18 protein-coding genes are annotated in these 13543 nt (G+C 37.2%); 15 read left to right on the plus strand and 3 right to left on the minus strand.

Annotated elements, in window-relative coordinates; all coding sequences use genetic code 11:
- Nucleotides 1-220 precede the first annotated feature (220 nt).
- From GNP81_RS06080 to GNP81_RS06105, 7 genes are all read left to right on the plus strand, one after another.
- Complete coding sequence (locus tag GNP81_RS06080) at nt 221-1252, plus strand: cytosolic protein (protein ID WP_155672315.1); 1032 nt, start codon at nt 221-223, stop codon at nt 1250-1252.
- 141 nt (nt 1253-1393) lie between these two features.
- Nucleotides 1394-1729 carry a zinc ribbon domain-containing protein YjdM gene (locus GNP81_RS06085; RefSeq protein ID WP_155674458.1) on the plus strand — a complete coding sequence of 112 codons (336 nt, stop codon included), beginning with the start codon at nt 1394-1396 and terminating at the stop codon, nt 1727-1729.
- 31 nt (nt 1730-1760) lie between these two features.
- Nucleotides 1761-1928 (plus strand): hypothetical protein, encoded by a 168-nt coding sequence (locus GNP81_RS19305; protein ID WP_012532924.1) that lies wholly within the window; start codon nt 1761-1763, stop codon nt 1926-1928.
- A 6-nt stretch (nt 1929-1934) separates the two neighbouring features.
- Nucleotides 1935-2474, plus strand: coding sequence for a GNAT family N-acetyltransferase (locus GNP81_RS06090; protein WP_155674457.1), 540 nt, complete (start codon nt 1935-1937; stop codon nt 2472-2474).
- Nucleotides 2471-2938: a GNAT family N-acetyltransferase gene (locus GNP81_RS06095; RefSeq protein ID WP_155674456.1), complete on the plus strand. Its 468-nt coding sequence runs from the start codon at nt 2471-2473 to the stop codon at nt 2936-2938. The genes GNP81_RS06090 and GNP81_RS06095 overlap by 4 nt, the downstream gene beginning before the upstream one ends.
- 60 nt (nt 2939-2998) lie before the next feature.
- On the plus strand, nt 2999-3466 hold the full coding sequence (locus tag GNP81_RS06100) for a hypothetical protein (RefSeq protein ID WP_155674455.1): 468 nt from the start codon (nt 2999-3001) through the stop codon (nt 3464-3466).
- Nucleotides 3466-3780, plus strand: coding sequence for a cupin domain-containing protein (locus GNP81_RS06105; RefSeq protein ID WP_155672319.1), 315 nt, complete (start codon nt 3466-3468; stop codon nt 3778-3780). Before GNP81_RS06100 ends, GNP81_RS06105 begins: the two co-directional genes overlap by 1 nt.
- Nucleotides 3781-3787: 7 nt before the next feature.
- Here GNP81_RS06105 and GNP81_RS06110 read toward each other — a convergent pair whose 3' ends face one another.
- Nucleotides 3788-4546, minus strand: a complete 759-nt coding sequence (locus GNP81_RS06110; RefSeq protein ID WP_155674454.1) for a carbohydrate deacetylase — start codon at nt 4544-4546, stop codon at nt 3788-3790.
- Nucleotides 4547-4699: 153 nt separating this feature from the next.
- Between GNP81_RS06110 and GNP81_RS06115 the strand changes: the two genes are divergently transcribed.
- Complete coding sequence (locus GNP81_RS06115) at nt 4700-4969, plus strand: hypothetical protein (protein WP_155672321.1); 270 nt, start codon at nt 4700-4702, stop codon at nt 4967-4969.
- A 51-nt stretch (nt 4970-5020) separates the two neighbouring features.
- Here the strand turns inward: GNP81_RS06115 and GNP81_RS06120 are convergent, their stop codons facing one another.
- Nucleotides 5021-5476 carry a hypothetical protein gene (locus GNP81_RS06120; protein WP_155674453.1) on the minus strand — a complete coding sequence of 152 codons (456 nt, stop codon included), beginning with the start codon at nt 5474-5476 and terminating at the stop codon, nt 5021-5023.
- Between the two features lie 192 nt (nt 5477-5668).
- On the opposite strand from GNP81_RS06120, the gene GNP81_RS06125 reads away from it, so the two are divergent.
- The 4 genes from GNP81_RS06125 to GNP81_RS06140 all read left to right on the plus strand — a co-directional run bounded on the left by GNP81_RS06125 (nt 5669) and on the right by GNP81_RS06140 (nt 8389).
- Entirely contained in the window at nt 5669-6298 is a 630-nt protein-coding gene (locus GNP81_RS06125) for a LysE family translocator (RefSeq protein ID WP_155674452.1), read from the plus strand.
- Between the two features lie 111 nt (nt 6299-6409).
- On the plus strand, nt 6410-6955 hold the full coding sequence (locus GNP81_RS06130; RefSeq protein WP_155672324.1) for a sugar O-acetyltransferase: 546 nt from the start codon (nt 6410-6412) through the stop codon (nt 6953-6955).
- 145 nt (nt 6956-7100) lie between these two features.
- Nucleotides 7101-7769, plus strand: coding sequence for a hypothetical protein (locus GNP81_RS06135; RefSeq protein WP_196587418.1), 669 nt, complete (start codon nt 7101-7103; stop codon nt 7767-7769).
- On the plus strand, nt 7757-8389 hold the full coding sequence (locus GNP81_RS06140) for an HD domain-containing protein (protein ID WP_155674451.1): 633 nt from the start codon (nt 7757-7759) through the stop codon (nt 8387-8389). The genes GNP81_RS06135 and GNP81_RS06140 overlap by 13 nt, the downstream gene beginning before the upstream one ends.
- 13 nt (nt 8390-8402) lie before the next feature.
- Here GNP81_RS06140 and GNP81_RS06145 read toward each other — a convergent pair whose 3' ends face one another.
- On the minus strand, nt 8403-9356 hold the full coding sequence (locus GNP81_RS06145) for a LysR family transcriptional regulator (RefSeq protein ID WP_155674450.1): 954 nt from the start codon (nt 9354-9356) through the stop codon (nt 8403-8405).
- 106 nt (nt 9357-9462) lie between these two features.
- Here GNP81_RS06145 and GNP81_RS06150 point away from each other — a divergent pair, with 106 nt between their 5' ends.
- The 3 genes from GNP81_RS06150 (at nt 9463) to GNP81_RS06160 (ending at nt 13539) form a co-directional block, all read left to right on the plus strand.
- Nucleotides 9463-10806, plus strand: coding sequence for an MATE family efflux transporter (locus tag GNP81_RS06150; protein ID WP_155674449.1), 1344 nt, complete (start codon nt 9463-9465; stop codon nt 10804-10806).
- A 92-nt stretch (nt 10807-10898) separates the two neighbouring features.
- Nucleotides 10899-11444, plus strand: coding sequence for a VRR-NUC domain-containing protein (locus GNP81_RS06155; protein WP_155672328.1), 546 nt, complete (start codon nt 10899-10901; stop codon nt 11442-11444).
- A gap of 172 nt (nt 11445-11616) precedes the next feature.
- Nucleotides 11617-13539, plus strand: a complete 1923-nt coding sequence (locus GNP81_RS06160; RefSeq protein WP_155674448.1) for a transglycosylase SLT domain-containing protein — start codon at nt 11617-11619, stop codon at nt 13537-13539.
- The last annotated feature ends 4 nt before the right edge of the window (nt 13540-13543 follow it).

Below are 13543 nucleotides of genomic sequence, written 5' to 3' on the forward strand. Positions count from 1 at the left end.
TCTAATTTGTGCTGTTATGTGATGTAGAACATAGAAAGTAAAGGCCGTGGCATTATTTTGTTTTAAAAGACTAATTTGAGGAAACCCCCGCTCTTTTTTTAGGCGGCTTTATCATTTATTTAGCTAAATCATTTCTGTTGTAATTATTAGTACTCAAACTAAATTTTCGTTCAGCGGTTATCTTTGATACAATCTCGCGCCTGTTTTAAAGGAGAGCTAAATGAAATTACTGTATTGGTTAGATGAGTGGTTAACCAACTCACGTTCACAACAACAAGCGCGACTTCCGATGACGGGCAGCGATTTACTTGACGATGTGTTTGTTAAGTATGAGTTTGTTGATTTGGACAAGCCACTACTGTTTACGTTTTCTCCTGCGGGAACTAACTTAAAAGAGCAAGACCTTCACGAAGATTATGCGCCTTGGGGCTATCATTTAGCACGCAAACAAGACGTTAATGTGATTTCATTTCAACACTTGGGCCAAAGTAACTGGTTCCGTAGTCGAAACTTAATCTTCTTTTTAGAGCAATTATCTACCTTGCTTGAACCATTTACGTATCGTTTAGGGTATGGATTAAGTCGTGGTGGATTCGCTATTGGTGCATTTGCTAATTTGTTGCAACTTGACCAAGTTTTGTTGTTTCATCCTGTTAGTACTAAAAACCAAAACATTGCGCCATGGGATGACAGATCAAGCACTGAAATTGCACAGAAGTTTGATTGGGAAGGCGATTATCACGATCTTGATTTAGGAAAAGCGAAGGGCTATATCATTTATGACCCAACAAACCGAATCGATCGTTTGCACGCTAAACGTTATCCTGAGCTAACGCATTTACGTGTGTTTGGTATGGGACATGGTACTCACGCCACTTACCTTAATAAATTTGGCTTTTACAAACAGGTGGCGGTTGATTTCATGCGTCACCAAAAGGTCGATATTGCTCAATTTCGTCAGCAGACTAAAACGTTACGCTTTAAAGAAGATTATTACAAACGCCTTAATAAAGCGAACTCAAGCTCTGAGCATCGTCTGGGGTTATTGAGTAAAGCACATAACATTGTTATTGGTGAGAAAGAAGCGCACGTACAAGAACACCAAGCACAGATAGATGTTCAGCCTTTGATTGATATCGCACTTAAGCACCAAGATGAGCATCCACAAGATGCCATTCAGCTTTTAGAAATGGCACAGTTGTTAGTGCCTGATGACCCGTTAGTTGAGCATAAGCTAAAACAATTAGCGTAAAAGCGGTTTAAATATTAACGCCTCATCTTGAATGGGGCGTTTTTGTATTTGCGATTTAATGATATTCATGAAGGCATTTCATTCTTTATATAGACCTATTACTATAGAGATTATGTTTATTAACTAAGAAGTAATCTAAATATGTCTCTTCCTCCTTGTCCTGTATGTAACTCTGAATTTGTTTATCCAGATCAAAACCATCTTATCTGCCCTGAGTGTGCTCATGAATGGAACCCTGAAGAAGCGCTTATGGAAGATAAGGTGATCGTTAAAGACGCTAACGGTACGTTGTTGGCAGAAGGCGATAAGGTAACGGTAACTAAAGATTTAAAAGTTAAAGGCAGCTCTTTAGTGATTAAAGTGGGAACAAAAGCGGTTATCAAACGTATTGTTGATGGAAAAGATCATCAATTAGACTGTAAGGTTGATGGTGTTGGCGAAATGATGGTGACGGCTCAGTTTGTAAAGAAAGCTTAAAGCCTAATTAATTAGGGATGAGGATAACCCAATGGATGGGAAAATATATAAGTGTGGGCAGTGTCGCCAGTTTACTCGTACACCAAATAATTCAAAAGATTTATGCGGTGCTTGGGATCAACCAACAATGGCAAACCGTGTTGCGTGTGATTTTTTTATGTTGAAATCTCTTAAAGAGAGTAAGACCAATGGAAGGTAACTCATTATGTTTACGTTAAAAGTTGATAACGAATTAAATCTAGCCCTTATTGAACCTTCTTTTGCGCCTAAGTATTTCGATATTGTATCAAGGCAACGAGCGTATCTATCTCAATGGTTGGCTTGGCCACCACATGCTGATTCAGAAGTCTTTTTCCATTCTTTTATAACTAAATCTTTATTAGATTATGCTGAAGGAAAAAGCATGGTTTGCGGCATGATTTATCAGGGTGAATTAGTTGGGAACATCAGTTTTAATTCGATTAATCAAAATCTGAAAACGGCAGAAATCGGTTATTGGTTAAATGAGGATTATCAAGGGAAAGGGATAATCACTCGTTGTGTATCTAAACTTATTGATATGGTGTTTAATGAGCTTGGTCTTAATAAGGTTCAAATTTCAGCTGCGGTAGATAACCAACCAAGCCGATCAGTCTGCGAACGACTCGGAATGAAATTAGAAGGGATTATCACTAGCAGTGAGAACTTAAATGGTCGCATTATTGATCATGCTATTTATGGTTTAACAAAAGATAGTTACCAATGATAGTCATCAAAACATATCAAGAAGAAAATGCATCAGCTTTGTGGGATCTGTTTTTTAATACGGTACGAAAGGTAAATCGTAAAGATTATTCTAATGAGCAAGTGACGGCTTGGGCTCCTGAATCTTTTGATACCGATATTTGGAAGAACAAAATGCAATCGTTGAATCCTTTTATTGCAGAGATAGACGGTGTGATTGTCGGTTATTCAGATTTGCAAGACGATGGATTGATAGATCATTTCTTTTGTCATTACCAACATCAAGGAAAAGGGGTTGGTAGTACTTTAATGACACATATTCTTGAGCTTGCTAAAGAGCGAAAACTGCCTCGTGTGTATTCTCATGTCAGTATTACAGCAAAACCTTTTTATGAGCGTTTTGGCTTTACGGTTGTTAAACCTCAATGTATTGATGTGAGAGGCGAGCAGTTAATCAACTATGTAATGGAAAGACAAATCTTATAATTAATTTGAGTAGTAGTTATTGTGAAAAATAAGAGCGTAATCATTCTAAAAAGACACATTATGATGTCTGTTTTTGTATTATTTTTAAATGGGTGCAGCTCATCAGATCCACTAACCATGCAGATCGATCCAGTCAATGTAAAAGCTCAAATGTACACTTACACTGATCTGAATAAAAATCAGAGTGAATTGTGGGAGATAACCCATCAGTATTTGATGAATCATTATGAACAGCATCAAACTGAGATCAGGGTGATGGATCGCGCTAATGCGTCATTCATCGGGAAAGGGATTGTTAAGTGGAAAATCTCGCCGACAGAGCCTCTATATTGTTACTCAGCGTATGATTTTCGGTTTATGGCGAGGGACAACAAAGCTCGGCTACAACTTAAGCTTTTACCCGGGGTACCAAGTCTTTCAGGTTGTCATGATTGGGAATTGCCTTCGGAATATGGCTATAAGCAAATCTTAGATAAGTTTGAAGCGATATCTACGCAATTGAATCATGAATTAATTGGAGAAGATTAATGTCGAATTTGTTTACTGATATACCAAACGAATTACCTAGTGAGATCTTTGAAGACATTTTATCTACCCCCAATATTCGTATTGAGCGGATTTTATCTCATGGGCATAGTTCCCCTGAACAAGGTTGGTATGATCAAGATGAAAATGAATGGGTATTAGTCTTATCTGGATTCGGTGTTATTGAGTTTGATGATGGACGTGTTATTACCCTAAATGAAGGAGATTACCTTAATATTAAAGCGCACGAAAAGCATAAGGTGCAAGCCACAGCACCAAATGAAACGACAGTGTGGCTTGCTGTTTTTTATCGTTAGGTTGTGCTTAATTTAGATAATTAAATCCCACACACTCAATGCCTTGTTCTTCTAGCCAATGAGTTAACTCAGGTGACGTTAAAATGTTTTTTTCAATACTGCGCATTTCATGGTAACTGCTCAGTTCAATAAGATCATTCGTGTCACTACTTGGATGACACATTAACTCAACGATACCGTTAGGATGTGTGAGTTTGTATTCTAAAAGGATGGTTTTTAGATTTTCAAACGTTGCACCACTATCAAAAAAGCGCATATCAAATGCATCTGGGGTCGGTACTGTCAGTGTATCTTGGCCAGCAACGATGTTATCAACTCTACGCACGGGTAGGTTAATGTCATTAGCAAAGCGAATAAACGCATTTTTTAATGGGGGATAAACACCTGCAAAGTGGTGGCTATCAATATGATTAATTTTAAAACCCGCACTAAGTGCCGCTTGGTATTGTGTTTTCAACTCTAAATAGACTTCTTCTTGGCAAACCTGTTTTGTCATCAGGGTTTGTCTATTGAGAAAATAACCATTCTCATCAATTAAGCTAGACACATCTTCTGGTTTGGATAAAGGTTTTCCTGCGGTTACCGTAAAATGCAAACCAATATCAGGCACTAAACCTTGCTTGTAGAGTTCAATTGCATGTTCAATACCGCGTTGATTCATCATGACTGTTGTTGATGTTACTGTGCCAGATTTAAAGCAATCAACAATGCCATTATTTACACTTTCTGATAAACCAAAATCATCAGCATTTAAGATCAGTTTCATGACGTACTCCAAAACAACAATTGAACAAATCAATATAGCATTTGTACTTTAGGCTTCGGTGTCTTTTTCATCAATCTAAATCGTTTAAAATGCTCTGATAATTTGAAGTTATGCTGTAAATTAGAGTCTTCAATTTTGTGCTGAGAAAGAAAAATGAAAAGAGCAACTGTATTTGGGTTGTTGGCGTCATTGTTGGGGTTATTGGGTGTTATCTTGTTACTAGCGGGAGGCTCTCATTTTCCGATTTACCAATGGCCGTATGAGGCACTTCAAGGGTTGGTGTTCTCTGTTGTATGGGGATTTGGCTTATCCGTTTTTATGGGATATGTCGTATCGCTATTAATTATTTTTGTTGTACTTATTGCGTGCTTTAGTATTGGAAGTAAACTTTCAGATATTCTTCTTGGGGATACTAATCACTAAGTTAAAAAAGGCTTTATCCATTGAATAAAGCCTAAATACGTTTAAAAAATTTTATGAACGATACTTTTCAATAAAAGAGAGAAGGATAGGTAATCCAGATTGCTGGTTAAGTTCCGCTTGCCAACACTCATAAATGGCGGTTTCATGATCAGCAATGAGTTGAAACGCTTCCATTTCTTCTGTCGCTTCTGTAGCCCATTCTCGGTATTTCACTTCATAAGGCTCTACCCAGTGTGCCAATGTATCCACCAATGCATTCCATTCTAAATGAATCCACTTATGTGCATCAGAAGTCCCTTTTACTAACATCGCTTGATCTTTTATATCAAACTGAATCTTATGCTTTGTAAGTGTCGGTTCTAGCAACTGTGCTGTAAGAATTTCAACGTTAATCAACGTGTTCCATAGCTCATTTTTGTTGAGCATAGAGTAGCGTTCGGAGAAGTAAGTAAAAAAAGCAATGCCGTACACTTCGCCTTGGTAAGCATTATAGATACGATCAATCATAGAAAGAGCCTTATCGCTTAAAATATGGGTAAATAGTAGGTTTTTATACGTAATTTGCAATCAGTTTTAGATAACTATTGGGTAACTTGAAATAGTTAAAGCAAGATGAACGGGATGCGTAATTTGTAAAATCCCATATATACGCTTTAATAGATCCTTTATGGACAAAAAATGGAATAAGGAGATTCTATTATGGCGTTAGAAATATGGATTTATTATGTGCTAGCGGTATTGGTACTTACCGCTTCACCTGGCCCAAGTTCATTATTATGCATGACAAAAGGGGTGACGCATGGGTGGAAGCACGGCTTTTTTACGGCGTTAGGTAGTTTAAGTGCGATTACCATTATCCTGTCACTCTCTTTTACTGGGCTTGGGGTTGTCATTGCCTCATCTGAATTGGTGTTTACGATCATTAAATGGATTGGTGCGACGTACCTTATTTATATGGGAATAAAAGCTTTTTTATCAAAACAAGAAAGTTATACATCATCGGCTGAAAATACAGAGATTAAAACAGGATTTAAAGCGCATTTTGTAAGTGGCTTTATTGTTGGTGCTAGTAACCCGAAAGCGATTTTGTTTTTCACTGCTCTGTTTCCTCAGTTTATTGACCCATCAGTGGCTCTTGTTCCTCAATACCTGATATTTGCGAGTACTTTTATTGTATTAGAGCTTTCTTGGTTGCTGTTTTATGCTTACTTAGGTTCTTCATCGTCTCGCTGGTTAATGGTTAAAGGACGTGCTAAATGGTTCAACAAATTAAGTGGAACCGTTTTTGTCGGAGCAGGAGCTTTATTGTCTACTGCTAGTCGAAATTGATGAGGATTGTGTAAGCTTTTAGTAAAGAGAGTAAATTAGTGATCTTTCTAGCAGAATGCGTGGTGGAAGATAGGTATAAGAGCCTCAGTTGTTTTATGTATTGAGGTTTCAATGACTGAAAAAGAAAAAATGCTCGCAGGGCTTCCTTATGATGCTTGGGAAGAAACGTTATTAAATGATCGTATGAATGCCAAAGCGATTTGCCACCAATTTAATTTAGCTAACCCAACTAAGCTTGATGAAAGAATGGCTATTTTAAGTGAGTTGCTGTGTATAAAGGACAAAGCACATATAGAGCCAAATTTCTTTTGTGATTATGGTTATAACATTGAAATTGGAAGTAATTTTTATTCTAACCATAATTTGACGATTGTGGATGTATGTAAGGTTACTATTGGAAACAATGTGCTGTTTGGGCCACATGTGATGATTTCTACTGGTACGCATCCAATTGATCCTATCGAGCGACAAAAAACGGAGTTCGGTGCAAGTATTTCTATTGGTAATGACGTATGGCTAGGAGGGAATGTATCTGTTCTTCCTGGTGTACGTATTGGAAATAATTGTGTGATTGGAGCAGGAAGCGTTGTTAACCGCGATATTCCCGATAATAGCGTTGCGGTAGGTAATCCTTGTAGAGTCATCAAATCCGTTTAGTGTGAGCTATTTGCGAAAGAATTTTTTCGAATTAATTATTTTCGGCTAAATCACTGAGTTTTATTTAAGTAATGGTGTCATATTCTGGCACCATTACTTATTTTTTGGATTGTATATTTAGAAAAATGAACATATTTAGGTAGTTATGGATAGTTTTTTTAGTAGTGAGATTATTCTTGCGCATTCGACTTTCTTTTTCTTTATGACATTGTTGCTGACTGGGTTTCTTCATATTCCATTATGGTGTGGTAAAAATTTAACTAAAATCCAATGGAAGAAAGTGGATTACCTTTGGCCTTTGGTTGCTGCTATTGGGTTGATGGGCACGGTTTCAGAGGTTCGCTCAAGAGTGGCTGCCGATTGGGCTGAAACTGAACACACGCGAGCAGTAACCAGCTTAGAATCCATTAATAGTTATACTGTTAATCAATTAAAAAGCTATTTGTGCTCTGGAGCGACGGGTGTAGAGGATGATCTTGTAGCAAAACAATCGTGTTCTTGGTTTCTTGATTCAGCAAAATATTTAGAATCTGTTCGATTTAATGATTTACCCAATATTGGATTTGAAAACCTACCACCAATTACGTTTAGCCAAAGCATTATTGAATCTGATGTGATTTGGTTGCGTAGCATGTTTGATAATTATAAAACTCAAAAACAGGTTTATGAGACCACACTACAAGAAACGAAGAAACACCCACTTGAAGAGATATTTTGGTATTTAAGTCCTTATTTAATTTGTATTGCGATTTCAGTTCGAGTGACCAAAGTATCGGCTGAGCTTAAGTTGGAGAAACAACAATGCAATCTATAGAACATTTTGAGCCTCAGTTTTTGAGTTTTATCCAAAAAGAAATGGTTCAAGACTTAGCGCATGATATTAACCATGTGTTGCGAGTGGTTAGTATGGCAAAGCGTTTGTGTGTAGAAGAGAAGGGAAAAGAGGCAGTGGTTATTCCTGCTGCTTATTTACATGATTGCTTTTCTTTTGCAAAAGATCATCCGAATCGCTCTCAAAGTTCGGCATTCGCGGCAGATAAAGCCTTGGCGTTTTTGAAGGAGATTGGCTATCCACCTGAGTTTTATGATGAGATACACCATGCGATTGTTGCTCATAGTTTTAGTGCTAAAGTAGAAACGAGAACGTTAGAAGCAAAGATCGTTCAAGATGCAGATAGGTTGGATGCTTTAGGAGCAATAGGTATCGCTCGTTGTCTACAAGTCAGTACGAAATTAAATTCACCACTTTACTTCATTGATGATCCATTTTGTTATCACAGAGAGCCGAATGATAAGGCTTATACCATCGATCATTTTTATGCCAAGTTGCTAACACTAGCGAATACGATGAAAACGATATCTGCGGTAGCTGAGGCCGAAAAACGCACTCAATATATGCGCGATTACTTAACTCAACTAGAGAGTGAGTTGTAATAAATACGTAAGATTAGATTTGGTTAATAATTCCTCCCCAATGATGCTCCTTAGCTAAAGACTTTAATGACTCAATCTCACGTTTTGCTTCCTGCTGTAACCAGTCGACAAGCTCGTTAATCGCTGAAGAATGCGTGTGTTGATGAATATAATATACCCATGCACTGTGCTGAAGTGTGGTGTGCTTTGGGCAGTAATAAAAGTTTCTTTCTAATTCCGGTAAGATCAATAAGAGATCGGTAACGGTTGCACCTTGACCTGACAAACACGCACTTAATGCGAGATCTAATGAGTGAAAACTGGTGTTTCTCACTTTTTGATGGGGAACATCTTTTTCATTATTTAACCAAGTAATCCAATCGAGATGATCAACCGTAGGATGCAACCTTGGTAATTGAAGAACATCATCTAACGCCGTGTCTTTTGTGGTAATGCTGGTTGCACAAACCGGTGCCATGAACTCTTCGCGTAGCAGAGAAAAATTAGATTTATTATCGTAATGATTCTTTAATCTTGTATGGAAAATCAATAAATCATAATCAGCGATATTGAGAGCTTCGTCCTCTTCTAGAGAAGGAATGATGACGATTTCATAATCTGAATATTTCTCATTCATTTCTTTAATTTTAGGTAAGAGAGCACGGGTAGCAAAGCTTAATGCCGCTTTGATAACAATACGCTTAGGCTTTGGATCTTGCCAGGAAGAGATCACTGATTCGAGGGAAGTAAAGTTATCCTGTAACGTTTTATACAGTTCTAAACCTTGGGTCGTCAGTTGAATCGAACGGTGTTTGCGTATAATTAGAGATGCATTGAGATCATCCTCAAGTTGCTTTACTTGGCGGCTGACTGCACTTTGTGTCACATTAAGCTCATTTGCCGCTGAAGTAAAACTCATCAACCTTGCAACCGATTCAAAAGCTTTAAATCCGTTATGTGAGTAAGGTAATGTTGGATAGGGTGTCATTAGATTCTCGCATGAGTTTTTGGAATGTCAGTCTGACGGATTAATTAATTGAATACTACTTTTTTAAACGATAACGTGATGTGAAATTATTTAATTTATCTTTTTTATGAAAAAAATTCTTACGCTCGCTTTCCCTCTTATTGTTTCTCAATTGATCTCTATGACGTTGGTTCTTACTGATGTTTGGATGATGTCACGATTAAGTGTTTCAGCATTAGCTGGTGGTGGTTTGGGCGCTTCGGTTTACTTTTTTATTTTTATCGTAGCAAGCAGCACAGTAGGTTGCGTCGCTAATTTGATCGCTATTGCTTATGGACAACGATTGGCGAGACCTGAATTTGGGAATCAACAAATTAGACTTGCTATAAAGGGCGCGGTTTTATTATCTGTAATATTGAGCGTTATCTTACTCTTTGCTTTTTCTTATGCTCCAAATGTACTGCGTTTAGCGGGACAACCTGAAGACATGATTTCATTGGCGATGGAATACGTTGATGCTTTAAAGTGGGCTATGTTTCCTTCATTAATACTATTGGTATTACGTGGACTAACAAGCGCATTGGGCAACGTTCGCTCTATTATGGTGATGTCTGTGATTACCGTCGTTTTAAATGTTCCTATTAGCTATGTACTTACTTTTCAGCTTGGCATGGGATTGTATGGATTAGGACTGGGTACTGCCATTGCGGCATTAATGGTGATGCTAGGTTATGGGCTTTGGGTCTTTAAACAACAAGAATACAAACCATTTGCTCCTTGGTTAAATCTAGAAGAGTACTCGATAAAGTTGATAACTCCTTTATTAGTTATGGGGCTACCCATTGCTGTTGCTGCCTTATTAGAGCACGGATTGATTTATGGTGGCACATTAATGGCTGGCACCATCAGTATTGCCTCATTAGCTTTGCATCAAATCCTATTGCAATGTTTGAGCTTTACTTGGAATTTTAACTTTGGTTTCTCGCAAGCTGCTGCAATCTTAGTTGGAAGAGATTTTGGTGCAAACAATGTGGATGGAATAAAGAAAACCTCACAGTATAGTTTTGTTTTGGTTACGGTAATGAGCGCATTTATTGCTGCTGTCTTTATCATTTGGCCAGAGAGTATTGCTGATTTATTCCAACTAGATAATGGCGAAAATAATATGTCAGCTTTGCTTACCTCTGTTATCTGGGTTGTTGCTTTATGTTTTATTGTTGATGCGTGGCAATTATTGGCGATTAATTTATTACGAGGAATGAAAATTGTCTCTTTACCTACTGTAATAACAGCTATTGGTTATTGGGTATGTGGTTTGCCTGCTGCATGGTATTTAATGCCTATATTCGGATTAAGCGGCATATGGGCAGGGATTGGCATTGGGTTAGGAGTAACAGGTATTTTGTTATTGGTGCAGTTATTAATATCGATTGCACGAGTGAAAACGCATTATGAAGAAATAGAGAACTGAAGTTACCGTATTTTTAAAATACTTCACAAATCAGGCTAAAAAATCATGATATTTTTGTACGTATATTAAGTAATTCATAAAAGGAATTTATGATGATTTATACGATACAAGAAAAAGTGATTACTTATCCAGAGCAGGTATTAAAAGAGTGGCTGAAAGGAAATAAAGATTGGTTGCCTATTGATTTAACTGAGCTTGTTGACTGCAAAAGCTACTTTAATAAATATTTTCATGAGTGTTATGCATTAACGCATTATTTAGATCTTGGATGGTATGGTACCGCGTTTTATGCATTAGGAAATACGCCAACATCTAACTCTTTATACGATGCTGGTCGTGTATTGCTTTCTCAGTATATTTGTCCAATCAAGCTTTCTTTATTAAAAGGAATAAGAACAGGATTAACCGCTGGTGAGCCTGAATTATTTTTATTTAAGCCTGATGGTTCTTTGCTATTTGTGAAAGTACAAAAGGCTGGAAAACACTTATCTGAAGCTGAACTTATTTGTTTGTCCAACATTAAGTCAGTCTTAGAGTGTGAAGTTGAAGTGGTTTACGTAATGGAAGGCAGTAAAGCGTATAAGCCAAAAACCTATGATATTAAAGTGGTGCAATTTCCTAATCCGCTAGGGGTGTAATTACTTAATCATTCTTGTTTTATAAGAGGGCTGGGAAACCAGTCTTTTTTATGTCTAAAAAACGGATTTTACAAAATTGGGACACTCTCTTTTTTAAAATTTATCTATCATAACTAATGGAAGATTTAGAAACTCTATACCACACTCATTAAATGCAGAAAAAGGATGATTGATGCGACTAATGAAAAAAGGATTTGTCGGGTTAATGCTCGGGTGTGTTTCAAACAGTGCTTTTGCGATTTCAGAGTTATGGCTTGATCGTTACGCTTATGATGCGATTCAGCAAGGGTTTAATAAAAAAAATATTTCTGTTTATCATAAGAAGCGTGGAGATTTAGATAACTACCCATTATCTGGGTATGCCGATTATCGTGCCTTTCTTTTTGATTTAAAAAATAAAACGCCAGAAGAAGTAAATCAGTTTTCAAAAGAGTTTGTTGATTATCCATTCTCCGTATCTATTCGGGCTGACTATCTTAATGCCTTAATCGCCACAAAAAACTGGCCATACTTAATTGCTTATCAAACAGAGTTACCTCGTGATCAAGATTATCAATGCTGGTATTACACCGCTTTTTATCACGAGAATGAATTAGACATAGCCTTTAATGGAGCAAAGCTACTTTGGTTAGATGGTAAGAGTGTCTCTAGCGCTTGTAATTCCCTTTTTTCATATTGGGATAAGGCTGGTGAGCGTACCGATGACATGATACTTGAACGTGCCTTGTATGCTATTGATGCAAAGAACCCTCGATTAATTACCTATTTGCGAAAATTAGCCTCTACGGTTGATAGTAAAGACACATTAACGGAAATGCTGCGATTTTATCGTCAACCTGAAAAGTTTACCGTGTTTTTTGAAACGAAAGAGGACACACAATTTAATCGTAATTATGTTCAAACAGCGTTAAAGCATTTGGCAAAACACAATATAAATTCCGCTTATGATAAGGTGAGCTTTGTACAGAGCCATTTTTCGTTTGAAGATAATGAACTTCAATCAACACTTGAGTACCTTGCTGTTAGGTTACTAGATACAAAAGATCCTGAAATAATCCAATGGAGAGATGATGTTTTAGAGCGTTCAAGTGATAATCTCGTTCTAGAGCAGCGTATCCGTTTAGCAATTAGAAAAACGGAATGGAACGAAATTATATTTTGGATTAATAAGCTCACAAGTGAAGAACAAGCATCATATCGATGGCAATATTGGTTAGCTCGTAGTGAAATGAAGTTAGGAGATACCGAGTCTGGTGAAACACGCTTAAAGCGCATTGCTGGTAATAGACACTTTTATAGTATTGCTGCATCTATTGCACTAAAAAGAGAACCTCGATTCCCTATTGCCCGTGTAGAGTGTAACAAAGAGCAAATAGAACCATATCAAGATGATATTGATCGTGTCGAGGAGTTACTAGCATTAGGTAAAACGTATCCAGCAAGAAAACATTGGCGTCATGTAGTCGCAAAAGAGAATCAAGCCAAGAGTGCGGTTTTAGCTTGTTATGCTAAAAAGAAGCATTGGCATTTGTTTACGCATGAAGCCACCATTCGTGGGGAGTTATGGGATTATATTTATCTGCGTTTCCCTGTTCGCTATTGGAAAGAATTTTCACGCTATGGTGCTAAATATAATGTGGATCCTGTAACCTTATTAGCCCTTTCAAGACAAGAAAGTGGCTTAGAGCTTACCACTAAATCACCAGTTGGTGCTCGCGGATTGATGCAAGTGCTACCAAGTACAGCCGCATTTATGGCACAGAAGTACAATTTAAATTATCGTAATTCAAGTGATTTGTTTGATTTAAATAAAAATGTTGCTGTAGGTAGCCGTTATTTAAGTCATCTGCTTGCTCGCTATAAGAACAATAGAGCTTACGCATTTTCTGCATACAATGCGGGACCAACTATGGTGACGGTATGGCGAAGAGCGGCAAGTAAAGAGATTGATATATTTGGTTATATAGAGTCAATTTCTTTTAAAGAGACTCGAGTATACGTAAAGAATATTTTTATGTTTGAAATGTATTATCGAGAAATCTTAAAACTAGAAGGTGAATTCTTAAGACCTTCCGAATTGACGAATTCGATTTAACTAA

The sequence above is a fragment of the Aliivibrio fischeri genome (genome assembly GCF_009727955.1).
GTDB classification, from domain to species: domain Bacteria; phylum Pseudomonadota; class Gammaproteobacteria; order Enterobacterales; family Vibrionaceae; genus Aliivibrio; species Aliivibrio fischeri_A.

What these genes read in the sequence shown, in the direction of transcription:
- GNP81_RS06135 (WP_196587418.1), top strand. Translation starts at nt 7,101, where the DNA reads ATGGATAGTTTTTTTAGTAGTGAGATTATTCTTGCGCATTCGACTTTC.
- GNP81_RS06095 (WP_155674456.1), top strand. Translation starts at nt 2,471, where the DNA reads ATGATAGTCATCAAAACATATCAAGAAGAAAATGCATCAGCTTTGTGG.
- GNP81_RS06145 (WP_155674450.1), bottom strand. Translation starts at nt 9,356, where the DNA reads ATGACACCCTATCCAACATTACCTTACTCACATAACGGATTTAAAGCT.
- GNP81_RS06085 (WP_155674458.1), top strand. Translation starts at nt 1,394, where the DNA reads ATGTCTCTTCCTCCTTGTCCTGTATGTAACTCTGAATTTGTTTATCCA.
- GNP81_RS06155 (WP_155672328.1), top strand. Translation starts at nt 10,899, where the DNA reads ATGATTTATACGATACAAGAAAAAGTGATTACTTATCCAGAGCAGGTA.
- GNP81_RS06140 (WP_155674451.1), top strand. Translation starts at nt 7,757, where the DNA reads ATGCAATCTATAGAACATTTTGAGCCTCAGTTTTTGAGTTTTATCCAA.
- GNP81_RS06150 (WP_155674449.1), top strand. Translation starts at nt 9,463, where the DNA reads ATGAAAAAAATTCTTACGCTCGCTTTCCCTCTTATTGTTTCTCAATTG.
- GNP81_RS06080 (WP_155672315.1), top strand. Translation starts at nt 221, where the DNA reads ATGAAATTACTGTATTGGTTAGATGAGTGGTTAACCAACTCACGTTCA.
- GNP81_RS06125 (WP_155674452.1), top strand. Translation starts at nt 5,669, where the DNA reads ATGGCGTTAGAAATATGGATTTATTATGTGCTAGCGGTATTGGTACTT.
- GNP81_RS06090 (WP_155674457.1), top strand. Translation starts at nt 1,935, where the DNA reads ATGTTTACGTTAAAAGTTGATAACGAATTAAATCTAGCCCTTATTGAA.
- GNP81_RS06130 (WP_155672324.1), top strand. Translation starts at nt 6,410, where the DNA reads ATGACTGAAAAAGAAAAAATGCTCGCAGGGCTTCCTTATGATGCTTGG.
- GNP81_RS06160 (WP_155674448.1), top strand. Translation starts at nt 11,617, where the DNA reads ATGCGACTAATGAAAAAAGGATTTGTCGGGTTAATGCTCGGGTGTGTT.
- GNP81_RS06100 (WP_155674455.1), top strand. Translation starts at nt 2,999, where the DNA reads ATGATGTCTGTTTTTGTATTATTTTTAAATGGGTGCAGCTCATCAGAT.
- GNP81_RS19305 (WP_012532924.1), top strand. Translation starts at nt 1,761, where the DNA reads ATGGATGGGAAAATATATAAGTGTGGGCAGTGTCGCCAGTTTACTCGT.
- GNP81_RS06120 (WP_155674453.1), bottom strand. Translation starts at nt 5,476, where the DNA reads ATGATTGATCGTATCTATAATGCTTACCAAGGCGAAGTGTACGGCATT.
- GNP81_RS06115 (WP_155672321.1), top strand. Translation starts at nt 4,700, where the DNA reads ATGAAAAGAGCAACTGTATTTGGGTTGTTGGCGTCATTGTTGGGGTTA.
- GNP81_RS06105 (WP_155672319.1), top strand. Translation starts at nt 3,466, where the DNA reads ATGTCGAATTTGTTTACTGATATACCAAACGAATTACCTAGTGAGATC.
- GNP81_RS06110 (WP_155674454.1), bottom strand. Translation starts at nt 4,546, where the DNA reads ATGAAACTGATCTTAAATGCTGATGATTTTGGTTTATCAGAAAGTGTA.